The sequence below is a fragment of the Pseudoalteromonas sp. R86517 genome, assembly GCF_042466295.1.
In the GTDB taxonomy this organism is placed as follows: Bacteria; Pseudomonadota; Gammaproteobacteria; order Enterobacterales; family Alteromonadaceae; genus Pseudoalteromonas; species Pseudoalteromonas atlantica.
Genome location: NZ_JAXHCB010000001.1, coordinates 1,680,709 through 1,702,764 on the forward strand (window position 1 = coordinate 1,680,709; position 22,056 = coordinate 1,702,764).

The 22,056-nt window shown below is 41.0% G+C and carries 26 protein-coding genes; 15 read left to right on the top strand and 11 right to left on the bottom strand.

The features are described from left to right. From pta to SJY38_RS07540, 6 genes are all read left to right on the top strand, one after another. A complete protein-coding gene (gene pta, locus SJY38_RS07515) occupies positions 1 to 2,160 on the top strand; it encodes a phosphate acetyltransferase (RefSeq protein ID WP_004587777.1) in 2,160 nt (719 codons plus the stop codon). Between the two features lie 226 nt (positions 2,161 to 2,386). Beyond that, positions 2,387 to 2,776: an ACT domain-containing protein gene (locus SJY38_RS07520; protein ID WP_029772079.1), complete on the top strand. Its 390-nt coding sequence runs from the start codon at positions 2,387 to 2,389 to the stop codon at positions 2,774 to 2,776. Continuing rightward, positions 2,777 to 3,274, top strand: coding sequence for a PTS glucose transporter subunit IIA (locus tag SJY38_RS07525; RefSeq protein ID WP_248442542.1), 498 nt, complete (start codon positions 2,777 to 2,779; stop codon positions 3,272 to 3,274). 4 nt (positions 3,275 to 3,278) lie between these two features. After that, a complete protein-coding gene (locus tag SJY38_RS07530) occupies positions 3,279 to 3,623 on the top strand; it encodes an ArsC family reductase (RefSeq protein WP_096041847.1) in 345 nt (114 codons plus the stop codon). Further along, on the top strand, positions 3,623 to 4,753 hold the full coding sequence (gene dapE, locus SJY38_RS07535) for a succinyl-diaminopimelate desuccinylase (protein ID WP_273611372.1): 1,131 nt from the start codon (positions 3,623 to 3,625) through the stop codon (positions 4,751 to 4,753). Before SJY38_RS07530 ends, dapE begins: the two co-directional genes overlap by 1 nt. Continuing rightward, positions 4,753 to 5,439: a M15 family metallopeptidase gene (locus SJY38_RS07540; RefSeq protein ID WP_377109519.1), complete on the top strand. Its 687-nt coding sequence runs from the start codon at positions 4,753 to 4,755 to the stop codon at positions 5,437 to 5,439. Before dapE ends, SJY38_RS07540 begins: the two co-directional genes overlap by 1 nt. Before the next feature lie 64 nt (positions 5,440 to 5,503). Here the strand turns inward: SJY38_RS07540 and SJY38_RS07545 are convergent, their stop codons facing one another. Then, positions 5,504 to 6,376, bottom strand: coding sequence for a DMT family transporter (locus SJY38_RS07545; protein WP_138611151.1), 873 nt, complete (start codon positions 6,374 to 6,376; stop codon positions 5,504 to 5,506). A 382-nt stretch (positions 6,377 to 6,758) separates the two neighbouring features. Between SJY38_RS07545 and SJY38_RS07550 the strand changes: the two genes are divergently transcribed. The 4 genes from SJY38_RS07550 (at position 6,759) to SJY38_RS07565 (ending at position 9,871) form a co-directional block, all read left to right on the top strand. After that, the gene (locus SJY38_RS07550) at positions 6,759 to 8,123 is read left to right on the top strand and encodes a COG3014 family protein (protein WP_377109520.1); all 1,365 of its coding nucleotides are present in this window, start codon (positions 6,759 to 6,761) and stop codon (positions 8,121 to 8,123) included. An 8-nt stretch (positions 8,124 to 8,131) separates the two neighbouring features. Further along, positions 8,132 to 8,557, top strand: coding sequence for a YcfL family protein (locus SJY38_RS07555; protein ID WP_024032667.1), 426 nt, complete (start codon positions 8,132 to 8,134; stop codon positions 8,555 to 8,557). A gap of 11 nt (positions 8,558 to 8,568) precedes the next feature. Then, on the top strand, positions 8,569 to 9,186 hold the full coding sequence (gene lpoB, locus SJY38_RS07560; protein WP_024032666.1) for a penicillin-binding protein activator LpoB: 618 nt from the start codon (positions 8,569 to 8,571) through the stop codon (positions 9,184 to 9,186). 217 nt (positions 9,187 to 9,403) lie between these two features. Then, positions 9,404 to 9,871, top strand: a complete 468-nt coding sequence (locus tag SJY38_RS07565) for a glycine zipper 2TM domain-containing protein (RefSeq protein ID WP_004587767.1) — start codon at positions 9,404 to 9,406, stop codon at positions 9,869 to 9,871. Positions 9,872 to 9,956: 85 nt separating this feature from the next. Here SJY38_RS07565 and SJY38_RS07570 read toward each other — a convergent pair whose 3' ends face one another. Then, a complete protein-coding gene (locus SJY38_RS07570; protein WP_004587766.1) occupies positions 9,957 to 11,174 on the bottom strand; it encodes a pyridoxal phosphate-dependent aminotransferase in 1,218 nt (405 codons plus the stop codon). Positions 11,175 to 11,437: 263 nt separating this feature from the next. Beyond that, on the bottom strand, positions 11,438 to 11,782 hold the full coding sequence (locus SJY38_RS07575; protein ID WP_004587765.1) for an Hpt domain-containing protein: 345 nt from the start codon (positions 11,780 to 11,782) through the stop codon (positions 11,438 to 11,440). Positions 11,783 to 11,920: 138 nt separating this feature from the next. Between SJY38_RS07575 and SJY38_RS07580 the strand changes: the two genes are divergently transcribed. The 3 genes from SJY38_RS07580 to SJY38_RS07590 all read left to right on the top strand — a co-directional run bounded on the left by SJY38_RS07580 (position 11,921) and on the right by SJY38_RS07590 (position 14,074). Next, positions 11,921 to 12,517 (top strand): tRNA-uridine aminocarboxypropyltransferase, encoded by a 597-nt coding sequence (locus tag SJY38_RS07580; protein WP_377109521.1) that lies wholly within the window; start codon positions 11,921 to 11,923, stop codon positions 12,515 to 12,517. A 16-nt stretch (positions 12,518 to 12,533) separates the two neighbouring features. Continuing rightward, entirely contained in the window at positions 12,534 to 13,316 is a 783-nt protein-coding gene (locus SJY38_RS07585; protein ID WP_377109522.1) for a CLCA_X family protein, read from the top strand. Positions 13,317 to 13,414: 98 nt separating this feature from the next. After that, positions 13,415 to 14,074 (top strand): type IV pili methyl-accepting chemotaxis transducer N-terminal domain-containing protein, encoded by a 660-nt coding sequence (locus SJY38_RS07590; protein WP_377109523.1) that lies wholly within the window; start codon positions 13,415 to 13,417, stop codon positions 14,072 to 14,074. A 95-nt stretch (positions 14,075 to 14,169) separates the two neighbouring features. Here SJY38_RS07590 and dcd read toward each other — a convergent pair whose 3' ends face one another. Both dcd and apbC read right to left on the bottom strand, forming a co-directional pair. Beyond that, positions 14,170 to 14,757, bottom strand: a complete 588-nt coding sequence (dcd, locus tag SJY38_RS07595) for a dCTP deaminase (RefSeq protein ID WP_004587761.1) — start codon at positions 14,755 to 14,757, stop codon at positions 14,170 to 14,172. A 6-nt stretch (positions 14,758 to 14,763) separates the two neighbouring features. Beyond that, entirely contained in the window at positions 14,764 to 15,840 is a 1,077-nt protein-coding gene (gene apbC / locus SJY38_RS07600; RefSeq protein WP_121637374.1) for an iron-sulfur cluster carrier protein ApbC, read from the bottom strand. A 187-nt stretch (positions 15,841 to 16,027) separates the two neighbouring features. Here apbC and metG point away from each other — a divergent pair, with 187 nt between their 5' ends. Together metG and SJY38_RS07610 are read left to right on the top strand one after the other, a co-directional pair. Then, positions 16,028 to 18,049, top strand: coding sequence for a methionine--tRNA ligase (metG, locus tag SJY38_RS07605; protein WP_248442555.1), 2,022 nt, complete (start codon positions 16,028 to 16,030; stop codon positions 18,047 to 18,049). 256 nt (positions 18,050 to 18,305) lie between these two features. Next, on the top strand, positions 18,306 to 18,962 hold the full coding sequence (locus SJY38_RS07610; RefSeq protein WP_264389637.1) for a bifunctional 4-hydroxy-2-oxoglutarate aldolase/2-dehydro-3-deoxy-phosphogluconate aldolase: 657 nt from the start codon (positions 18,306 to 18,308) through the stop codon (positions 18,960 to 18,962). A 57-nt stretch (positions 18,963 to 19,019) separates the two neighbouring features. Here the strand turns inward: SJY38_RS07610 and SJY38_RS07615 are convergent, their stop codons facing one another. The 6 genes from SJY38_RS07615 to SJY38_RS07640 are packed head-to-tail and all read right to left on the bottom strand — an operon-like array spanning position 19,020 to position 22,055. Then, positions 19,020 to 19,664, bottom strand: coding sequence for an MOSC domain-containing protein (locus SJY38_RS07615; protein WP_273611381.1), 645 nt, complete (start codon positions 19,662 to 19,664; stop codon positions 19,020 to 19,022). Beyond that, entirely contained in the window at positions 19,665 to 20,144 is a 480-nt protein-coding gene (gene moaE / locus SJY38_RS07620) for a molybdopterin synthase catalytic subunit MoaE (protein ID WP_024032657.1), read from the bottom strand. Next, positions 20,144 to 20,443 (bottom strand): MoaD/ThiS family protein, encoded by a 300-nt coding sequence (locus SJY38_RS07625; RefSeq protein ID WP_273611382.1) that lies wholly within the window; start codon positions 20,441 to 20,443, stop codon positions 20,144 to 20,146. The genes moaE and SJY38_RS07625 overlap by 1 nt, the downstream gene beginning before the upstream one ends. After that, positions 20,421 to 20,891, bottom strand: coding sequence for a cyclic pyranopterin monophosphate synthase MoaC (moaC, locus tag SJY38_RS07630; protein WP_004587754.1), 471 nt, complete (start codon positions 20,889 to 20,891; stop codon positions 20,421 to 20,423). Before moaC ends, SJY38_RS07625 begins: the two co-directional genes overlap by 23 nt. A 1-nt stretch (position 20,892) precedes the next feature. Beyond that, positions 20,893 to 21,432 carry a molybdenum cofactor biosynthesis protein B gene (gene moaB / locus SJY38_RS07635; protein WP_273611383.1) on the bottom strand — a complete coding sequence of 180 codons (540 nt, stop codon included), beginning with the start codon at positions 21,430 to 21,432 and terminating at the stop codon, positions 20,893 to 20,895. Continuing rightward, on the bottom strand, positions 21,429 to 22,055 hold the full coding sequence (locus SJY38_RS07640; RefSeq protein ID WP_273611384.1) for a molybdenum cofactor guanylyltransferase: 627 nt from the start codon (positions 22,053 to 22,055) through the stop codon (positions 21,429 to 21,431). Before SJY38_RS07640 ends, moaB begins: the two co-directional genes overlap by 4 nt. Between the last annotated feature and the right edge of the window lies 1 nt (position 22,056).

Sequence of the window (22,056 nt, forward strand, 5' to 3'; positions counted from 1 at the left end):
ATGGCACGTCGTATTATGTTAATTCCGGTTTCTACGGGTGTTGGTTTAACATCTGTTTCTGTCGGGTTAGTGCGTGCGCTTGAGCAAAAAACCGTGAAAGTTAACTTTTTCAAGCCAATTGCCCAGCCACGTACGGGTGAAACAGGCCCTGAAAAATCAACTCAAATTATTATGCAAGGCTCATCAATTACCCCACCAACTCCCTTTGCATTAAGCTATGCAGAGCAAATGATTGGCGATGGTAAAGGCGATGATTTACTTGAAGAAATAGTAGAGCGCTTTGAAAGTAAAATTAACGATGACGAGGTAGCTATTATTGAAGGTATGGTGCCTACTCGCCGCCAACCTTATGCTGGGCGTGTAAACCGCGAAATAGCCCAAACTCTGGGTGCCGATATTGTATTTGTATTAACCCCTGGTAATTACACCATTACGCAAATTGAAGACCGTTTAGAAATTGCTGCTGGGTATTATGGTGGCATTGATCACCCGCGTGTTTTAGGCTGTATTTTTAACAAAGTGAATGCCCCGCTTGATGAAGAAGGCCGCGCCCGCGCTGATTTGGTCGATTCATACAAAGCAGAAGAGCTTGATAACGAATTAAACCGTTTAGCTTCTTTACCTATTTTTAGAAAAAACCCATTTATGCTGTTAGGCGCCATCCCATGGGACTTTGATTTAGTTGCGCCGCGCGTTAAAGATTTAAGCGCGTATTTAAAAGCCACCATAATTAACGAAGGCGACATGCTACACCGTCGCTTACGCCGTATTACGTTTTGTGCGCGTACTGTATCAAACATTTTGAACCACTTTACACCGGGCGCATTATTAGTCACCCCAGGCGATCGTTCAGATATTTTGGTCGCTGCGTGTTTGTCGGCCATGAACGGCACTAAAATTGGTGCTATTTTGCTTACCGGTGGCTTTGAACCAGAGCCGCGTATAATGGCGCTGTGTGAACAAGCAATGCAAACAGGCTTGCCTATTTTAGCCACAGAGGCTGATACTTGGCGTACATCATTACTACTGCATAATTTTAATATGGAAGTACCAAGCGATGATGACCAACGTATTGAAAAAGTAAAAGATCACAACGCAGAATATATCGATTCTGATTGGCTCGATACGCTTGCAAAAAATGTTGGCAAAACACGTAAGCTCTCTCCTCCTGCGTTTCGTTACTTACTTACAGATAAAGCCCGTAAAGCGGCTAAAACAGTGGTGCTTCCTGAAGGAAATGAGCCGCGTACTATTAAAGCCGCGGCTATTTGTGGACAACGTGGTATTGCAAAAACAGTATTACTTGGCGATCGCGATGAAATAATGCGTATTGCCGAGCAACAAGGTATTGAGCTTAACGAACATGTAAGTATTGTTGAACCAAAATCGGTGATTAATGACTATGTTGCACCTATGGTCGAAATTCGTAAAAGCAAAGGCTTAACAGAAGTCGTAGCACAAGAGCAATTACAAGATAATGTTGTACTGGGCACTATGATGCTTGAGCAAGGTAAAGTCGATGGCTTAGTATCTGGCGCTGTTAACACAACAGCTAATACAATTCGCCCACCGCTGCAGCTAATTAAAACCGCACCAGGGTCATCACTTGTATCGTCTGTGTTTTTTATGCTGCTGCCCGACCAAGTACTGGTATATGGCGACTGTGCAATTAACCCTGATCCTAATGCAGAACAATTAGCAGATATCGCTATTCAGTCAGCCGACTCTGCAGCTGCGTTTGGCATAGAGCCACGTGTTGCCATGATAAGCTACAGCACAGGTACTTCTGGCTCTGGCGCCGATGTTGAAAAAGTGCGTGAAGCCACGCAAATTGCTCAACAAAAACGTCCTGATTTAATTATTGATGGGCCATTGCAATACGACGCTGCGATTATGGAAAATGTTGCTCTTAAAAAAGCACCAAATAGCCCAGTAGCCGGTAAAGCTACGGTATTTATTTTCCCAGACCTTAATACCGGTAACACAACCTACAAAGCCGTACAACGTAGTGCCGATTTAATCAGCATAGGGCCTATGCTACAAGGTATGCGAAAGCCCGTTAACGATTTAAGCCGTGGCGCATTAGTCGATGACATAGTGTACACCATTGCACTTACGGCTATTCAAGCAGCTCAAGTTGAAGCGCTCGAAAACGCCTAAATCAAACTAGTGCTTTTTATAGCCTAGCTAATATTTACTTATTAATTAGTTAGTTAGGCTATTTATACCTACCAATTCCCATACTTATCCACAGAAATTGTGGGTAAGTTTTAAATCCTTATTACCCACAGTCACACAGCCTTTATTTTAGTGGCTGTTACACCTTTAATTTAAAGCCAATAATCTATACTATTAACTGACTCTATACGCTGTTTGCAGGTTATTAATGTCAAAACAAACATTACAATTACACAGCACGCTGTTGTCAATTCATAGTTTAGAAGTGGATGCAGACATTCCTGTAGCGCTATTAAAATTACCCCTATTTTTTATTTCTAAAACTCACGATGAGCTTTCTATTGTTTGCCCTAGTCATTTTGCTATTGAGTGTTTAGATACAGAGCCTGATTGGCAAGCACTTGAAGTGGTTGGCCCGTTGGGGTTTTCTTTAACGGGGATTATGGCCAATATATCTGGCGTGCTTGCAAAGGCTAATATTTCTATTTTTTCTATCTCAACCTACGACACAGATTATATTTTGGTAAAAAAACACACTGCGCAGCAAGCCATCACTGCACTTAAAAAAGATGGCTACAATTTAGTAGTAGATCAATAAATGAGAGCAGCCTCTATCGAGTTTTTAGCGCAAAATAAGCTCCCCGCCAGCGCATTAAAAATTACCAGCCCCTTTAGCGGCAAAGTCATTGATTTAAACCAACACCCTGAGCCCTTTTTTAAATTTTCTACCCTTGGGCCAACTATGTTGGTTGCACTAAGTAATCATAAGATTTTAGCGCCCTTTGATGGCACTTTAGTGCAGGTTAAAAATGCAGGATGTGAATTTATTCTCCAAGCAAATAACGGTCTAAAGGTTCTCATTAACTTGTCACTACCGGCGCTGCAGCCTATTACACACACACATATTGCACAGCTAAATGGCAGCAAAATAAGCAAAGGGCAGCGCTTAGCCTACTTTGATTTACGCGAACTTAAATCGCCCTTACTGGCCAGCTTAGTGCTATTAAATGGCCATAACTTAGGCACTTTTCATTATTCACACACGCACGTAAATGCGGGTGTAGACCCCCTTTTAACTATTATTAAGAAGAACTAAACCTATGATCACTCTTTACGGCATTAGTAATTGCGACACCATTAAAAAAGCCAAAAAATACCTCGCCGACAACAACATAGATTTTACCTTTCACGATTACCGAAAAGACGGTGTAAACGAGCAGCTTGTAAGCGAATTTGCTGAGCATATTGACTGGGAACAGTTAGTTAATAAGCGTGGTACAACCTATCGCGCACTCGCTGATGAGCAAAAGCAAAACCTAAGCAAAGACACTGCTATAACATTACTTGTAGAGCAACCAGCTATGATCAAGCGCCCAGTGCTTGTAAATAACAACAGCTACCACTTAGGCTTTAAAGCTGCGCAATACGATGAGATATTTAAATAATGACACATGAAGTAATTGCACTTGCACAAGCGCTTATTCAGCGCGAGTCGGTAACCCCTGAAGATGCGGGTTGCCAATCAATGATGAACGAGCGTTTAAAAGCCCTAGGCTTTAATATTGAGTCGTTATTTTTTACCGATACACTCAACACATGGGCCCGAAAAGGAAACCAGTCGCCACACTTTTGTTTTGCAGGCCATACCGATGTAGTCCCTACAGGACCTGCACAAAACTGGCAGCACCCGCCATTTTCAGGCTTAATTGAAGATGGTTTGCTGCATGGCCGAGGCGCAGCTGATATGAAGGGCTCTCTGGCGGCAATGCTTGTTGCTACTGAGCGCTTTGTGGCTAAAAACCCTGATCACAAAGGCTCTATCTCATTTTTAATTACCTCTGATGAAGAAGGCCCCTTTATCAACGGTACAACCAAAGTAATAGATACGCTTGAAGCACGCGGCGAAAAAATTGATATGTGCTTAGTGGGTGAGCCTTCATCGCGAGATGTGCTCGGTGATGTAGTAAAAAATGGCCGTCGTGGCTCCCTTACTGGCTTTTTAAAAGTAAAAGGTGTGCAAGGCCATGTAGCCTACCCCCACTTAGCACAAAACCCAATTCATTTGGCTGCCCCCGCCATTACTGAACTTAGCCAAACAGTGTGGGACAACGGCAATGAATTTTTCCCTGCAACCAGCTTCCAGGTATCAAATATAAAGGGTGGCACGGGGGCCGGGAATGTCATACCGGGCGAGCTTGAGGTGCAATTTAATTTTAGATTTAGTACCGAAGTAACTCATCAGCAACTACAAGAACGGGTTAATGCTATTTTACAAACGCATGACTTAAACTACGAATTAAGCTGGATAGTAAATGGCTTGCCGTTTATTACCGAGCATGGTCCGTTAGTTGATGCCACCGTAAATGCGATTAAATCTGTCACGGGGTTAACCACTAACCTCGAAACCACCGGGGGTACGTCAGATGGGCGCTTTATAGCGCAAACAGGCGCAAAAGTGATTGAACTAGGCCCCCGCAACGCCACTATTCATAAAGTAGATGAATGTGTAAGCACCGATGATTTAATCGCTTTAGCTGATATTTACGAGCAAATTTTAGAGCAACTGTTAACCTAATGGCACTCGATACCAATACATTAGCAATGTGTATCACTGGACAAAGTGATACACACCTCACTGAGATTCAATCGCATCGGTTACATACTGATATTATTGATGACTTTTTAGCCCTGCAAAATGGCGCTAAGAATGCTGGTTTTGAGTTGACTATTGCCTCAAGTTTTCGCGATTTTAATCGCCAAGCTATGATTTGGAATAACAAGTTTTTAGGTATACGCCCTGTTTTTAATAAACAGCAACAGATAGTGGATTTAAGCCAACTAAATGAGCTGGAAAAATGCACGGCTATTATGCTTTACTCTGCCATGCCAGGGGCTAGTCGGCATCATTTAGGAACCGACCTTGATGTGTATGATTCCGCCGCAATTAGCGATGATTATAAGCTGCAACTTACCCCTGATGAATACCAACATGGGGGGCCATTTGCACCACTCAGCCAGTGGCTTGATAAAAATCTAGCTAAATATGGTTTTTATCGCCCCTACAAACAGGATTTAGGCGGCGTAGCACCTGAACCTTGGCATATTAGCCATATTAAGCAATCTCAGTGGTTAGTAAACGCATTGAGCGAAGCGATGCTTTACGAATGTATAAGCAACAGCGATTTAGAGGGTAAGTCAGCTATTTTAGATAATTTACCCGCGCTATATAAACGTTTTATAACAAATGTAAGCCCGCCTTAATAGCGGGCTTTTATTCACTTTAAAAGGCATCAGTACTGATAAAACGTGGCAGCTTTTATTGGCATTACCGCGCTGTATGCTTATTTAATATAAACACCAATACCGAGCCAAGTATTAGTGAGCTTGCAATAATAAACTCCACTGTTACCTGCTCAGATAAAAACAACATACCTGCAATAGCAGCTAGTACAGGCACACATAACTGTACGACCGCCGCTTGCGTGCTTTTTAGTAGCGGCATGGCCACATACCAAATACTGTAACCAATGCCTGATGCAATGGCGCCTGAGGCGCATGCGAGCAGCACCCCTTGCATACTTACTGTTTTTAAATAGCCTATTGCTACAAGTAATAAAACAGGAATAGCTACTAAGCTTCTTATAAAGTTAAAGGCGGTGGTCCGCAGCGGCGATACACATGCTTTACCGCGTATACTGTAAACGCCCCATGCAACACCACTTAACGCCATAAGCGAGGCCCCTAACAAAGAAGGCACAGCGGCAGAGGGCAACATTAAATACACAAATCCAGCTAACGCGACAAAAAAAGCCCCCCACTGCAATTTACTCAGCTGCTCTTTTTTATATATGCCCCAACCAATCATGGTAAGTTGCACCGCTGAAAATAAAATAAGCGCACCGGTGCCTGTATCTAGCTCTATATAAGCAATAGAAAAACAAAGTGCATATACCAATAAACTAATACTGCTTCGCCAACTTCCGGTATCACTTAAAATAGCGTCATTAAGCGCGCCCTTACGCTTAAGGTTATACGTATATATAGCCATAATTAAGCCTAAACACACGGCACCACTTACGAGCCTGATAATTGTAAAATTCCACGCATCAATATAACCTTGCGCTAACGCCATACGGCAAAGTAAAGAATTTGCCGCAAAGGCTATTAATGCAACGAGGGTGTATAAAGTGGCTTTCAAAATCGCTCCTTAACTAAAACCTTATAATGAGATGCTTTAAATTGGCTTGCTCAGCCAGCTCTGTATTTAAACAGCTGAGCCATTTAGCTGTAAAGCGGCATTGTTGTAATTACTCTATTCTTATTCGCAGCATTATAACTTTATATACTGCTAAATTGCTGTAATTAAGCGTCTATCCTCTGGCATTCACAAGCTATTCATGATGATTTGCCTACCTTAAATACACGTAATTTAACTAACGCGTGGCTACCTTAGGGAGAATAATTTTCAATCTTCACAGGTCTATATGCCCTAAAGTAGGCTACGCTTTTTTACACTATTTCACACAAATCCAAAACCAGAGTATGTTAATCTTTAAAACCTAACTATATAGGAGTGCTCAGTGCGCCAAAGTATAATTTTAAGTGTTTGTTTTATATTAAGTGGATGCAGCACCATAGGCTTTAATGATTTATTTAACGACTATGCAAGCCAAATGACGTCTGTAAGAAACGCAATTCAAAATAACAATATTGAACAGGCTCAATCACTTATTGCCAACAATAGTAAGTTACACAGTAGCTATTTACTTAACCAATTAGAGCAAGCCCGTTTAAAAGACCTTGCTAACGAGCAAAGTCTTTCACAACAACAATTTGAAAACGTATACGCCCAGGTACAAACAAAACGAGAAGCAGCAAAAATTCAATTAAGTGCAGGGCTTGAACAAAGTAACGCCTTATTTACTAACGACTCTGCCATTACCTATGTACCACCGGCATATGAAATGAGCATGCTACATAGCTACAAAGCACTTAATTATGTATACAACAGTGATTTAGAAGGCGCCTTGGTTGAAATACGTCGTGCTAACAAAGTACAAGTCGATGCGCTTGCTGATAATAAAACACAAATAAACGACACAATAGAGCAAGCACAACAGCATTACCCAAGTATGAGTAATGTGACACGCGGTATTAAAAATGGTTTTCAAAATGCCTTTACGTTTTATTTATCTGCGCTGTTGTACCAAAGTGATAAACAATACGATGATGCCTACATTGATTATAAAAAAGCATTAGAGATTCAACCTGATAATCACTACTTACAGCAAGATGTAATGCGATTAGCTAAAAAGCAAGGTTTTAACCAAGATTTAGAAGAGTTTGAGCGCCGCTTTAGCCCATTAAAGCCCCTTCGTGCTAATCACGGTGAAGTAGTTATATTGGTTGAACAAGGCTTAGTGCCTAAACAAGATGAATTTAAATTACGCTTGCCTATTTATACCTCAGGTGGCGATGCGCGTTTTTACAGTTTAGCAATGCCGGTTTATAAAGATAATGCGTTTATAGCTAATATTAATGGCGTAAATATAGGTTCGCAGAATTTAGAGCTCAACCCATTAGTGCATATAGAAGCATTAGCGGCTAAAACATTAGAGCAACAAATACCGGCTCGCGTATCTAGGCAAGTATTACGCTTAGTAGCCAAAGAAAAAGTGCGCGCAGAGCTTGCACGTAGCACAGGCGATGTAGGCAATATCATTGCTAATATTTATAATTTGGCGTCTGAGCAGGCTGATACACGTAGCTGGCTTACTTTACCTAATCAAATAAGCATGGCTCGTAGCAGTTTAAATGCTGGGTCGCATACACTTTTAATGGGCAACCATGCGCCTATTAATTTTACCGTTAGTAAGCAAGGGTTAACCTTAATTTACCTAACCTCTATTAATAACTATTTTAACTACCATGTGGTTCAACTCTAGGAGTCATCATGAAATATACTTTGCCATTAGTGGCTGCATTAATGCTTGGGGCATGTGCAAGCCAACCTGATACATCAGGCATTTCGGTTGAGCAAAGCAAAAATACATTTAACGAGCAGCTACATGTTGATAATCCTGCTCTAGGTGAAAAGCTTGCCATTACCGATGTTAAAACACGCCAAACAAACCAGTTAACCGACGTGGTAGTAACACTAAGCAGCCAATATAAAAAGTCGCAATATTTACAGTATCAGTTTAATTGGTACGACAAAGACGGGTTTGTAATTAAAGGAAACCACTCACCTTGGCAAGCCTTAACACTGTTTGGTTTTTCTAAAACACAATTACCCGGCTTAGCGCCAACACCGGATGCAGTTACATTTTCGCTCGCAGTAAGAGAAGTGTCTACCGACGCACAAGAATTTAAAGAATAAGGGTTATAAAAATGATCACTACACAATTTAAAACGTTATCGAGTTATGCAGTTATTGGCCTCAGCGCCCTCATTTTAAGCGGTTGTGCCAATAAAGCCGTAGTTAGTTATGGCGACGCGCAAGCAGTAGAAACCACCGATATAAACTTTGGCTCTACCGATTTACAAAAAGTAGCCAGCCAAATGACCGACTCACTACTTAGCTCGCCGGTTATTGGCACAATGACCCAAAACAAACGCCCTGTGGTATTTGTTGAGCGCATTAAAAATAAAACCAGTGAACACATAGACACTGAATCTATTACCGACTCAATCTCTACGCAACTGTTGCGCAGCGGTAAGTTTCGTTTTGTTGACATGACCCGTGTTGAATCAGTACGTGAGCAGCTTAACTTTCAAAACGAAGATGCCCTTGTAAACCCTGCCACCGCAGTTGCCTTTGGTAAACAAATTGGTGCGCAATACATGTTGTACGGCAACTTATCGAGCATTGTTAAATCAAATGCTGATAAATCAGATGTGTATTACAAATTTACAATGCGCTTAATGGATATGCAAAGCGGCCTAGTAGAATGGGCAGACGAAACTGAAATTCGTAAAACGAAAGAAAAATCGACATTTGGTTGGTAATAATACCAATTAGCTAAATTAACTGATCTATTTTGAGGCTGGATAAACGCGTTGATGACTAGGTAAAAAATGACTATTTAGTTGTTTTAAATGATAATTTTTAACGCCGGTAGTGACATGTTTAGCCGCAAAATGATTAAGTATTTTTGCGCATTGGTATACATTTCCACGCAAAGGCAAAAATATTGGCTTTGCGTAACACCAATAGGAGACACCTATGAAAGCCTTAACTATAGCAATGTGTGCATTGCTTACACTCAGTGCACCAAGTTTTGCGAACTATGAGCGAAACAAAGCCGTGCCTGTACAACAGGTTTTATTTGGCGATGTAAAATCTGTACGTAAAATTACCGAACAAGAGCTTGTGCAAGACAAAAACAATGGCTGGAAAACCTTTGGCGGCGCCCTACTCGGGGGTGTTGTCGGTAATCAATTTGGTGGTGGGAGCGGTCGTACCGTCGCCACTATTTTAGGCTCAGTCATTGGCGGAAGCGTGGCGCATAATAATCAGCAAAAAAGCTATTATAAGCAAACGCACCTAGTAGAGTTATTGATTCAGGTAGAAAACGGCGATCAATACATGGTGGTACAAGACCAAGACCAGTCAATGCGCTTTAGTAAAGGTGATAACGTACGGTTGGTCTATTTAAGTGATAATACCGTAAGAGTTGACCGCGCGTACTAATAAACCCGTATCAGCATTATCGCGTAAATAAAAAACGAGCTAATTAAGCTCGTTTTTTATTTTACAGCGTATTAGTTGGAATTAACTAAACTTGGCGATAATCTTTAAAAAAGCGCTGCATTTTAAGCATCGCACTCGATAAATCGTCTTTGTTAGGTAAAAACACTAACCTAAAGTGATCTGGCTCTGGCCAATTAAATGCACGCCCATGCACTAATAATATTTTTTCTGCTTTTAGTAAATCAAACATCATTTTTTCATCATCAGTGACATTAAAATGAGCCGTGTCTACTTTAGCAAAGGCGTAAAGCGCCCCTTTTGGCTTTTTACAGCTTATCCCTTCAATAGCATTAAGCCCACGCCAAGCAATATCGCGCTGAACATATAATCGCCCGCCTGGGTCGATTAAGCTATCTATTGATTGCACACCCCCTAGCGCTTGTTGTATCGCATATTGCGCGGGTACATTGGCACACAAACGCATAGACGATAAAATATCTAGCCCTTTGCGTAAATCTTCCATTGCAGAAGTGCGCCCGCTTAGTACCATCCAGCCCATACGAATACCCGCTGCACGGTAGGTTTTAGCTAAACCATTAAAAGTAATAATGGGCACATCATCGCATAGCGCACCAATTGAGGTGTGAGTGATGCCATCGTATAAAATCTTTTCGTAAATTTCATCGCTAAGCAATAACAGCTTATGCTCGCGCGCCACATTAATTAGCTCTAAAAGTAAATCGTCACTATAAACCGCGCCGGTTGGGTTATTAGGGTTAATTAGTACGAGCGCTTTTGTTTTAGACGTAATTTTACTTTTTATATCAGCAATATCCGGAAACCAATCTTGCTCTTCATCACATAAATAATGAACAGGGTTCCCGCCTGCTAATTTAACTGACGCGGTCCACAGTGGGTAATCAGGCGCTGGAATAAGCACTTCATCATCGTTATTTAATAACGCTTGGGTGATCATTTGAATAAGCTCGCTCACCCCATTACCAATATAAATATTATCTACATCTAGGTTATGCAAACCTCGTTGCTGGTAATGCTGATAAACCGCTACACGGGCTGAATATAGCCCCTTTGAGTCGCAGTAGCCTTGGGCCGAATACAAATTACGAATAATATCGCGGTGCATGTCCTCTGGCATATCAAAACCAAACGCCGCAGGGTTACCAATATTAAGCTTTAGTACCTTTTGACCTTCGTCTTCCATTTTTTTGGCTTGCGCTAAAACCGGTCCACGAATGTCATAACATACACCTTCTAATTTGTGACTCTTTTTAATATCTGACATTTTTACCTCTTTGGGGCGAACTGGCTTTATGGAAAAAAATAATGAACTAGGAGTGGGTTTGTTCAATGCGAGGGTTATAACCTAATGGGCTCGGTAAAATTGTGTTACTAGCCCAAGGGTGGCCCTTGGGCAATGCGTGATCAAATTTATTATCGAGAGGCCAAACACGCCCTAGTAATGTCTAAGACTACCCTAGTAAAGGCGTAAAATGCCAGCGTAATTAGTTGCTTAATACTGAAATAAATTCACGTTAACAAATAAAGTTAATTAGACTCTACCCACGCTCTTAATTGGGCCTGCGAACCACTTACTTGCGCCAATAAATCAGTTGATGCCGTAACAGCTTGCGCTAAGTTATCTTGATTTAGATTAAGTTCAATATCACGGGCTACATCAGATAAACTCGTAGCACCAAACTGAGCCGCGTTCGATTTTAAACTATGGGCATGACGAATCGCCGCTTCTTTATCGTTACCAATGGTTGCAATTACTTCATTACCAAGGCGCTCAAATTCACTGCAGCAAAATTCAAGTGTATCTTTAAACTGCTCACCAAGTAACGACTGCATACTTTCTAGAGCAGCCTCATCTATTTGTACTTCTGTCATATTTTAAGCCCTTCTAAACATTCCGTGTCATTTTTATAATTAATAGTATTACTGTATATCTATGCGTAAAAAAATCCAACTTTATTACTTTATAAATGTATAATTATCAAAATACACTCGCAATAAAAAGTTTAATTAATGACTCGCCAAGTTTGTGAACGCTGTTTGTTTACGCCCTCTACCTGTATATGCGGGGCCATTAAACGTTTAATAAATAAAGTTAGCGTGGTTATTCTACAACACCCCAGTGAAGAAAAAATAGCGAAAAACACGGCAAAATTGCTTAATTTGAGCCTAACTGACTGCAAAATAATCAAAGGGGAAAATAACACCGACTTTGCCATGCTCAACTCTTTACCTGTTAAGTCCACAGTACTGCTCTACCCTAATGAGCACGCCACCTACTTAGATGATGCAAACCCAAAGCCAGCCTTAAGTAACATTACGCATTTAGTCGTGATTGATGGCACCTGGAAAAAAGCCTATAAAATTTTGCAGCTGACCCCGCTACTCACTAAATTTAAAACAGTGAGCTTTAAGCAGTTACCGCAAAGCCGTTACGCTATTAGAAAAGCCCCCAGAGCCGACAGTCTTTCTACGCTTGAGGCCGTTGCACATAGTTTGTTGTTAATAGAGCAGTTAAACCCTGCTCCACTTTATAATTTATTAGATGAATTAATACAAAAACAAACCCAACACATGCCCGAACACGTAAAAGCACGTTACTTAAGTTAGCCACCATTAAATGTAAATGCGTAATTACCCAAACAGATTAAAACGCGGATTCACTCGTAAAGGGCCAGACTACCGCTTTGACGACCAAGTTGACTTTAGTGATATTAGAGACACCTTTGGCTTTAGATCTATGGTTGTAGGAAAATGGGTGACCAAAGAAGAGCATTTTATTAGTGCAAACTTAATTTACGATGCCCTCGCCGACCTTGCTCAAATATTACATTTACCACCCAAAGCCATTGGCCTGCGCGGCAAACTAAATTTTGCCTTTGGGCATGGCGGTCAAAAAGGCGTCCAAGCGCATTATAACGCAGCTTCACAAACCCTTGCTTTAGCAAAAAACGCCGGCGGTGGCGCATTGGCTCACGAATGGTTTCATGCCTTTGATCACCATATAAGCGAGCATTTATTTAATGCAAAACCTCGCTTTGGTTTTGCATCAAAATTATGGCTTTCAAATACGCCAAATTTATCGCACCCACTTAATAGTGCGCTAAACGATTTTTACAAAAACGTGTTTTTAGATTTTGATGGGGAAGATGCGAATGAATTTGTACAAACGTGCATAAAACACGACCAAGCGCATAACATAAACTACATGAGTATGCCTGAGGAGTTAGCAGCGCGCTGCTTTGAAGCCTGCATAGATGCCCACAGCACGATACAAAATAGTTTTTTGGTTAGTGGCTTAAAAAGCAGTAATTTGATATACCCAAATGCTCAGCATGTTAATAAAACAAATAAAGCGCTTAATAAGTATTTTGAACTACTAGGTTATGCACTTCATAAATCTCAATAAGCAACAAACTACCTTGTAAACTTTATCTACGTGAAAAATCTTATATTTAATCTATCCTATCCTAAAGCATTAATAATTTTAAATTAAGTAGCAATTAAATGGTAAATACTGATTTTACAAATAAAAAGCATGGCGCTATCTCTTTTGTTTATATTGTTCCCTTAACTGTAATTGCAATTTTATCTATCTGTATTCACTTTATGCTTGATGAAGTAATAGACGCGCAAACCGATACTGGAAAACTCGTAAATGTAAGTGGTCAACAAAGAATGCTTTCGCAACGGGTGAGTATGTTTACTTTAGAGTACTTAATGTATGGCTCGCAGGATTCTAAATTACTGGCCATTAATGCTTTAAACTCTTTAAAAAATAATCATAAATACTTATTAAGTGAGCATTATGGGGCGCAAGTATTAGGCGATGAAAGCCCGCTATCTAACGAGTTATTAGCAATGTATTTTAAAGAGCCTATTAATGTCGATAAAAAATTAAATATGTTTTCAGATAGAGTTGAAGAAGTACTAAAGTTAAAAACACAAACACTTAATTTAGATACAGTGCAAGAAAGCTTTTTTTCTTTAGCAAAAGAGCCGCTTTTAAAAGCGTTTAATACGGTAGTTATGCAGTACGAAAAAGAGAGTGTTGACAGGGTTAAAAGGCTGCACACTATTCAAGGCATTGTAATTATAGTTATTTTATTATCTATATTAGTCGAGTTTTTACTCGTTTATAAAGCCAGAAATAAAAAACACATTTAATATCAGTTTAAGGAATAATGCACGTTGGTATAAATTATTAAGCGTTTAAACTAGCAAAAAAAACAGCGATTTAAACGCTTAATAGTTTTATATTGTTATAGGTTATCGTCGCTAATGCGGCTTGCTACCGCACTACTTTGATCTTTATATTTTGCGTCTTTACGAATGTTGTATGGGTTTTCGCAGGGTCCTGAAAGCATTTCAAAGCTCATTGCACCAATTTTCATCATTGGGCGCAGCGCTAGTGGTAACTTACCTGAGTTATAAAATTCTAAAACAATATTACCACTCCAACCTGGGTCGATTCTGTGCGCTGTTACATGCACCATTAAACCTAAGCGGGCAAGTGATGAACGACCATCTAACCAGCCTACTATGTCGGCAGGAAGTGTTACTTTTTCATGGGTAATGGCCAATGCCAGCTCACCTGGGTGTAAAAAGAAAGCTTCGCCGTCGGCAAGCTCAATCTCTTCACTCATTATTGATTCCATAGCCTTATTTAACTGATCTTTAGGGCCACTTAAATCTACGTACGCTGCGTTATGTGCGTTAAAGGTTCTAAATTTGTTCCCTAAACGCAAATCGGCTGTCACACCCGAAATCATTTCGTTAGTCGGCGCAGGCTCAATCACTATGCGGCCATCGCTTAAATATTCTTTAATATGGGTATCTGAGAGTCTCATTTTTTCTTAGTCCTGCGTTATCACTATCTCAACACTGTGTTGGTGCTGCTGATAAAAAAGCGTGCTGGCAATCAGTCTTGCCGCTGCGCTGTATGTGTTGCTAATAGCCGCGCTGGTATCGCTGGCGATTAATTTACCTTGCTCTGAGTATTCACGAATATCTATGGCAAGTGGAATATGGCTTAACACCGGTACGCCGTGTTTATGAGCAAGTTTTTCTGCGCCATCTTTGCCAAACACATGGTTGGCTTCTCCGCAGTGGCTACAAATGTAGTGACTCATATTTTCTATAAGCCCAAGCACAGGTACGTTTACTTTATTAAACATTGCAATGCCTTTTTGCGCATCGGCAAGGGCTAAATCTTGCGGTGTCGTCACAATAACAGTGCCGCTGGCAGGCACTTTTTGGCTCATTGTTAGCTGAATATCGCCCGTACCCGGTGGCATATCAACAATTAAGTAATCAAGTTCGCCCCAATCTGTCTCGTTTAATAATTGGTTGAGCGCTCCCGATGCCATTGGCCCTCGCCATACCGTTGCGTCATCACTTGGCACTAAAAAGCCGATTGATTGCGCTTTAATGCCGTTGGCATCAAATGGCTGAAGCAGTTTGTTATCTTTGGTTTGTGGCTCTGCACCCACAAGCCCTAAAAGCATAGGAATAGATGGCCCATAAATATCAGCATCTAAAATCCCTACTTTTGCGCCTTCGTTTTTAAGCGCCCCGGCTAAATTTACAGCGGTAGTGGATTTTCCTACCCCCCCTTTACCTGAGGCAATCAGCACAATGTGTTTAATGGCTTTAAACTTTGCAGGCTCTTTTATAGTCACCACAGAGTCTATGATAACCGGTGTATTTATACTTTCACTTACGTGCTGCTCAACTAACGGCATTTCTGATTGAGCCGCAAATGGCAGCGTTATTTTAATGTGTATTGATTTATCGTCATTTTGCGAAATGGTATCAATAAAACTTTCATCAATACCTACGGCAAATGCCGCGCTTCGATACGCCGCTAAGGCAGTAATAATCGGTTGTTTTTGCACCGATTTAGAGGAGAATAGTTTCGACAGTCCAAACATAGCAATTAAATAGCGTTTCTTTGATGAAAAGTGCCACAGAATTATGTAACATTCAGGGCATTAACACCAGTCAATTAACAAAAATCCATAAGCTGCGCGTACCGTTAGTCCAAAGCTTATGGATAAATTAATGATAACCGCCTTTTTTGTAGTAAAAATGGTGGTTTATCCTCAATTCGGAATGATTATGACGCAGCGAAAGATCCTCATTACCAGCGCATTACCTTATGCAAATGGCCCTACTCACTTAGGCCATTTATTGGAATATATTCAAACTGATATTTGGTCACGTTTTCAAAAGCTACAAGGCCACGAAGCTTATTATGTTTGCGCCGACGATGCTCACGGCACGCCAATTATGCTTAATGCGCAAAAGCAAGGGATCACGCCTGAAGAAATGGTTAAAAATGTAAGCATTGAACGCCAGCGCGACTTTGCCGACTTTAACATCAAGTTTGATAAATACCACAGTACCCACAGCTCAGAAAATAAAGAGCTGAGTGAGCTTATTTATAACCGCCTTAATGATGCGGGTCATATTAAAAAGCACACTATTTCACAGTTATTCGACCCTGAAAAAGGCATATTTTTACCAGATCGCTTTGTAACAGGCACTTGCCCAACGTGTAAGTCTGAAAACCAAAATGGCGATAGCTGTGACTCGTGTGGCGCAACTTACAGCCCAACCGAATTAATAAACCCGCGCTCAGTAATGTCAGGTGCAGAGCCAATTTTAAAAGATTCAGAGCATTACTTTTTTGACCTGCCAGCATTTGAAGGCATGCTTAAAGAGTGGCTACACTCGGGCTCTATTCAGCAAGAAATGGCGAATAAGTTAGATGAGTGGTTTACCGATGGCCTGCAACAGTGGGATATTAGCCGCGATGCGCCTTACTTTGGTTTTGAAATTCCAAATGCACCGGGCAAATACTTTTACGTATGGCTAGATGCGCCAATTGGCTACATGGCAAGCTTTAAAAACCTATGTAACGAAAAAGGCCTCGACTTTGATGCATTTTGGGCTGAAGGGTCTGATGCTGAGCTTTATCACTTTATTGGTAAAGACATTATTTACTTCCACAGCTTATTTTGGCCAGCCATGCTAGAGGGCGCTAATTTTAGAAAGCCAACTAACGTGTTTGCACATGGCTTTGTAACCGTCAATGGCGAAAAAATGTCTAAATCAAAGGGTACGTTTATAAAAGCACGTACTTACCTTGATAACCTAGACCCAGAGTACTTACGTTATTACTACGCAGCTAAATTAAACAGCGGTATTATTGACCTTGATTTAAACCTAGAAGACTTTGCACAACGTGTAAATTCAGACCTAGTAGGTAAAGTAGTAAACATAGCAAGCCGCTGTGCAGGCTTTATTACTAAAAAGTTTGACGGTAAATTAAGTAGCACAATTATGCAGCCTGAATTACTTGAAGAATTTCAAGCTGCTGCACCGAGCATTACTGCCCACTATGAAAACCGTGAATACAGCCGCGCGATTCGTGAAATTATGGCCCTAGCCGACAAAGCAAACCAATTTATTGATGCCGCAGCGCCATGGGTACTCATTAAAGATGAAGCAAAACAGCAAGAAGCGCACGAAGTGTGCTCGCTTGGCCTTAACTTGTTCCGTGTTTTAATTACCTATTTAAAACCTGTATTACCAGGTATGGCTGCAAACGTAGAAGCCTTTTTAAATGACGACTTAGCATGGGATGGCGTTCAAAATGCACTTGTTGCACACCCTATCAATAAATTTAAGCCGCTCATGCAACGTGTAGAAATGGATAAAGTGAACAAAATGGTTGAAGAATCAAAAGAAAGCCTAGAATCAAAAGTAACAATTGACCCTAATAGCCCACTGGCAAAAGAGCCAATTGCGGATGAAATTGAATTTGATGACTTTGCAAAAGTAGACTTACGCGTTGCTAAAATTGCTAAAGCAGAGCATGTTGAAGGCGCCGATAAGCTACTTAAACTTACGCTGGATTTAGGCGGCGAAACACGCCAAGTGTTTGCTGGTATTAAATCGGCTTACGCACCAGAAGACATTGAAGGCAAACTGACTGTAATGGTTGCAAACCTTAAGCCTCGTAAAATGCGCTTTGGTATGTCAGAGGGTATGGTATTAGCTGCAGGCCCTGGCGGTAAAGAAATTTACATTCTTAACCCAGACGATGGTTCTGAGCCAGGCATGCGTGTAATGTAATTTATTACTTATAAAAAACCGCTGATATTTCAGCGGTTTTTTTATGAGAAAAAAACGTTTATACCAATCCATTTAATTAAGTGTGCTATTTTGAGGGTGCAAAAGCGTGTTGATAACTAGACAAAAACTCGCTATTTAGTTATTCAAAATGATCAAAGTGAGAGCTTTGTAACGCGTTTAGCCCCAAAATAATTAAGTATTATTGCCGATTGCTGTTACACGTCTGACTCTGGATTAAATAAAGTAAAGTGACATTATGAGCCAAATTTTAAATGCCAACAGAATAAAAATAAGCAACCAAATAAAGCAACATAAGTTAGTTGCTATACTTCGCTTAAAGCAACAAAGCGATGTAGCCCCTTTAATTAATTGCTTAGTTAATGCAGGCATTAACGCGCTAGAAATCACCTCAAATACACCTGGCTTTGAGCAAGAAATAGCAAAAGCACGCGCTGCTTATAAAAATACACTCATTGGCGCTGGCACAATAATTAACACCGCCCTTGCGCAACAAGCGATTGATGCCGGTGCGCAATTTATAGTTACACCAAATACTAATCAAGCAGTGGTAGAGCTTGCCCACCGCCATGGTTTACCTGTATTAATGGGCGCACTCACCCCTACCGATGTTGCCAATGCAATAGAGTATAACGCCGATATTATTAAGGTTTTTCCTGCAGGCAGTATGGGGGTTAATTACTTTAAAGCGCTAACGGGGCCTTTTTCTGATGTGCCATTAATGCCCGTAGGCGGCATTAATTTAGACAACCTAACCCATTGGTTTGCAGCGGGGGCATGCGCAGTGGCGGTAAGTAGCGATTTTAGTAAGCCGGTAAATAACAAACAGCAATACGACACATTAAGCCAATTGGTGTGCAAATACTTATCAGCGGTCGCTCACTTAACAAACTAAATAATACAGCTAAAAGTGAGCTTTTATTAAGGGGAATACAGCTTTAATAACGCTCTTTTAACTCCCCAATTTCTTTTTGATTTTAGTTTGCCACTCAAGTGCAAGCTCGGGTAGTTCAAGTGCTGCTAATAATACGCTTTCATAATCTGGGTAGTGTTTATCAAAAAAGGCCTGAAACAACGTTTTAACCGAAATGTTATGCTCAGCTTTATGTTCAAAAGTCACGGCATCGCCCGTTTTAGCAACACCTTGCTCAAGCACTCTAAAATAAACACCCGTGTGGTAATACTGAGTAAACAGTTTTAGGCTTTGTTTATTATTAAGTGCAATAGCCAATTTAAAGCACGGCACACGGGGCTGGCTTACTTCAAGTAGTGCAGTACCTAAACGAATACGATCGCCTATATGAATATTTTGCTCATCAAGTTCTGAAATTGTGAAGTTTTCGCCAAAGGCACCGACTGCTAAATCATCATTTTTAAGGGTGCGCTTCCAATAATCGTAATGATTGTGCGAAAACGCATAAACCGCTTTATCCACCCCGCCATGATTGACTAAATCGGCTTGTTCATCACCTATTATATTCAGCTTTTCAATAACAACCGGCTCATTGGTTGGTGTTTTAAATATACCTGTTTTAATGGCTTTGCCGTTATGCTCAACCGTTTTTATTTTAGAGATGTTGGTAGAGATTATATGCATTTACTTAATTGCATCCTGTTCGATACTTTGCCATTTATCCAGTGCTTGCTTGTCGCTTTGTTTAAACTCAACCCAGTTTGAGGAGTCTTTAAAATGCTCTTTTTTCCAAAACGTAGCGTGGTTTTTTAAGTAATCCATAATAAACTGCGCGCCTTCAAACGCGGCTTGGCGATGGCGGCTAGTTACGCCAACAAATACAATTTGCTCACCAAGCGCTAAATAGCCTACTCGATGAATAATACTTATGCGGGCAAGTTGCCAGCGTGTTTGCGCTTGCTCAGCTATCGATTGCAGTAGTTGCTCAGTCATACCTGGGTAGTGTTCAAGCTCAAGGGCGATTACGTTATCGCCGCTGCTAAATTCTCGCACCAGCCCTGTAAACGTCACTACGGCACCATCACTTTTGTTATTACTGCAAAGTGCGCCATGTTGCTCGCCTACTGAAAAATCCTGCGTTTGTACGTTAATACTTATACTCATTAGCCACCTGTCACTGGTGGGAAAAAAGCAAGTTCATCCCCTGCTTTTACAAGCTCATCGCTTGATGTCATAGTTTGATTAAGCGCACACAATACATCACGCTCTTCAAGCCATGCCTGCCAGTGCGGGTTTTGCTCAACCAGCATGTGTTTAAACGCTTTTATGCTAAGGGTATACGCTATATCAACGGTTAACTTATCGCACTTTAGGCGCTCTTTTAGTTGGCCAAAAAACAGTACGTTTACATGCCCTGCCGCTGCATCAGTCTCATTTAAATTAGTCTCGCTGCCAGCTGCCATGCTTGCCTCCTGCTTTTTGCGTTACACGCATACCGTGTATTTCCATAAGCGGATCGGCAGCTTTACACATATCAAATAGTGTAAGGGTCGCCACAGATACAGCGGTGAGTGCTTCCATTTCAACGCCCGTTTTGCCCGCCAATTTACAGTAGCTAGTAACTTTAATTTGGCTATTTGCTTCATCAAGTTCAAAATCAACGGCTACTTTACTCAGTGCCAGCGGGTGACAAAGCGGAATTAAATCAGCGCACTTTTTAGCGCCCTGAATACCCGCAATTCGGGCTACGCCTAGCACGTCACCTTTTTTATTTTGATTAAGCAACACTTGCTCAAAAGCCTGTTTGCTCATTTTAATGTAGGCCTCGGCAGATGCATCGCGCAGAGTGACCTCTTTTAGCGATACATCAACCATGTTTGCTTGGCCGTTTTCATCTACGTGGCTCAGCATATTATTGCTCTCGCGATTCGCATTTTTTACCAATAGTAATATGCGGGGCAAAGTTACATGGCTTGTGCATTGAGTCTAACTGATCTTTTATAATACCTGTCCAGGCTGTTTTACATGCGCCCGTAGAGCCAGGCATACAAAAAATAACGGTGTTATTGGCAAGGCCCGCCAACGCACGCGATTGAATAGTTGAGTTACCAATTTCGCCGTACGAAATATGTCTAAATAGCTCTCCAAATCCATCTACGCTTTTATCAAACAGCGGTGCAAATGCCTCTGGTGTTGAGTCACGCTCGGTAAAGCCCGTACCACCGGTTACTAAAATAGCGTGAATGGTGTCATCGGCAATCCACTGCGATACAACGGCTCGCATTTGGTAAACATCATCTTTAACTATGTCTTTATCAGCTAAGTGATGGCCTGCTTCAGTAAGGGCTTTAATTAAATAATGGCCTGAAGTATCCGTAATTTCATCGCGTGTATCGCTTACTGTCATTACGGCAATGTTTAATGCGATTTGTGACTCAGTTGTGTGGCTCATAGGGTTCTTCTCAATAAATTAGGTTTGTGTTGGTCAAATTGCTCGTTAACAGCTTTAAATTGCGCCGGTGTGTTGGTATTAACAAGTGCATGTGCTTTATTACATTTTAGCGTTTGCACACCAATACTACGGGTAAACTGTTTAATTGATTTATGACTATTTGCGTTTATGAGTAATTGTTTTAAATGACGTTTAACGCTTTGGGTGTTACGAATATACAGGGGTAACGGTTCATTTTCAAAGTGCCACGCATGTATTTGTGGCTGATTTGTTTGAAAGTGGGGGTTATCGCTTGCTGCAGATACAATTTGCGATAATAAAGTGCAAGTAAGCAATGGCATATCAACAGCGGTTACAAGTATATCTTGCTCTGTTGCTATTAAGGTTGAATAAATCCCGCCAAGCGGGCCAGAACCTGGGTATATATCTGCAATGTATTGCGCAGTAGCACTTTGTACATTACGGCTTATAAGTACATCACTTGCTCCTGCTGCCGTTAATAACTCACATGCATTTTGCAGTAATGTTTTATTTTTTAAAATGAGATTGGCTTTATCGCTGCCCATTCTTGATGATTGCCCACCAGCGAGTACAACTCCCGTAAACACGGCTTTATTGCTCATT

Coding starts and splice junctions, on each gene's coding strand:
- pta (WP_004587777.1), top strand. CDS start 1: ATGGCACGTCGTATTATGTTAATTCCGGTTTCTACGGGTGTTGGTTTA.
- SJY38_RS07520 (WP_029772079.1), top strand. CDS start 2,387: ATGTCAAAACAAACATTACAATTACACAGCACGCTGTTGTCAATTCAT.
- SJY38_RS07525 (WP_248442542.1), top strand. CDS start 2,777: ATGAGAGCAGCCTCTATCGAGTTTTTAGCGCAAAATAAGCTCCCCGCC.
- SJY38_RS07530 (WP_096041847.1), top strand. CDS start 3,279: ATGATCACTCTTTACGGCATTAGTAATTGCGACACCATTAAAAAAGCC.
- dapE (WP_273611372.1), top strand. CDS start 3,623: ATGACACATGAAGTAATTGCACTTGCACAAGCGCTTATTCAGCGCGAG.
- SJY38_RS07540 (WP_377109519.1), top strand. CDS start 4,753: ATGGCACTCGATACCAATACATTAGCAATGTGTATCACTGGACAAAGT.
- SJY38_RS07555 (WP_024032667.1), top strand. CDS start 8,132: ATGAAATATACTTTGCCATTAGTGGCTGCATTAATGCTTGGGGCATGT.
- lpoB (WP_024032666.1), top strand. CDS start 8,569: ATGATCACTACACAATTTAAAACGTTATCGAGTTATGCAGTTATTGGC.
- SJY38_RS07565 (WP_004587767.1), top strand. CDS start 9,404: ATGAAAGCCTTAACTATAGCAATGTGTGCATTGCTTACACTCAGTGCA.
- SJY38_RS07570 (WP_004587766.1), bottom strand. CDS start 11,174: ATGTCAGATATTAAAAAGAGTCACAAATTAGAAGGTGTATGTTATGAC.
- SJY38_RS07575 (WP_004587765.1), bottom strand. CDS start 11,782: ATGACAGAAGTACAAATAGATGAGGCTGCTCTAGAAAGTATGCAGTCG.
- SJY38_RS07580 (WP_377109521.1), top strand. CDS start 11,921: ATGACTCGCCAAGTTTGTGAACGCTGTTTGTTTACGCCCTCTACCTGT.
- SJY38_RS07585 (WP_377109522.1), top strand. CDS start 12,534: ATGCGTAATTACCCAAACAGATTAAAACGCGGATTCACTCGTAAAGGG.
- SJY38_RS07590 (WP_377109523.1), top strand. CDS start 13,415: ATGGTAAATACTGATTTTACAAATAAAAAGCATGGCGCTATCTCTTTT.
- dcd (WP_004587761.1), bottom strand. CDS start 14,757: ATGAGACTCTCAGATACCCATATTAAAGAATATTTAAGCGATGGCCGC.
- apbC (WP_121637374.1), bottom strand. CDS start 15,840: ATGTTTGGACTGTCGAAACTATTCTCCTCTAAATCGGTGCAAAAACAA.
- metG (WP_248442555.1), top strand. CDS start 16,028: ATGACGCAGCGAAAGATCCTCATTACCAGCGCATTACCTTATGCAAAT.
- SJY38_RS07610 (WP_264389637.1), top strand. CDS start 18,306: ATGAGCCAAATTTTAAATGCCAACAGAATAAAAATAAGCAACCAAATA.
- SJY38_RS07615 (WP_273611381.1), bottom strand. CDS start 19,664: ATGCATATAATCTCTACCAACATCTCTAAAATAAAAACGGTTGAGCAT.
- moaE (WP_024032657.1), bottom strand. CDS start 20,144: ATGAGTATAAGTATTAACGTACAAACGCAGGATTTTTCAGTAGGCGAG.
- SJY38_RS07625 (WP_273611382.1), bottom strand. CDS start 20,443: ATGGCAGCTGGCAGCGAGACTAATTTAAATGAGACTGATGCAGCGGCA.
- moaC (WP_004587754.1), bottom strand. CDS start 20,891: ATGCTGAGCCACGTAGATGAAAACGGCCAAGCAAACATGGTTGATGTA.
- moaB (WP_273611383.1), bottom strand. CDS start 21,432: ATGAGCCACACAACTGAGTCACAAATCGCATTAAACATTGCCGTAATG.
- SJY38_RS07640 (WP_273611384.1), bottom strand. CDS start 22,055: ATGAGCAATAAAGCCGTGTTTACGGGAGTTGTACTCGCTGGTGGGCAA.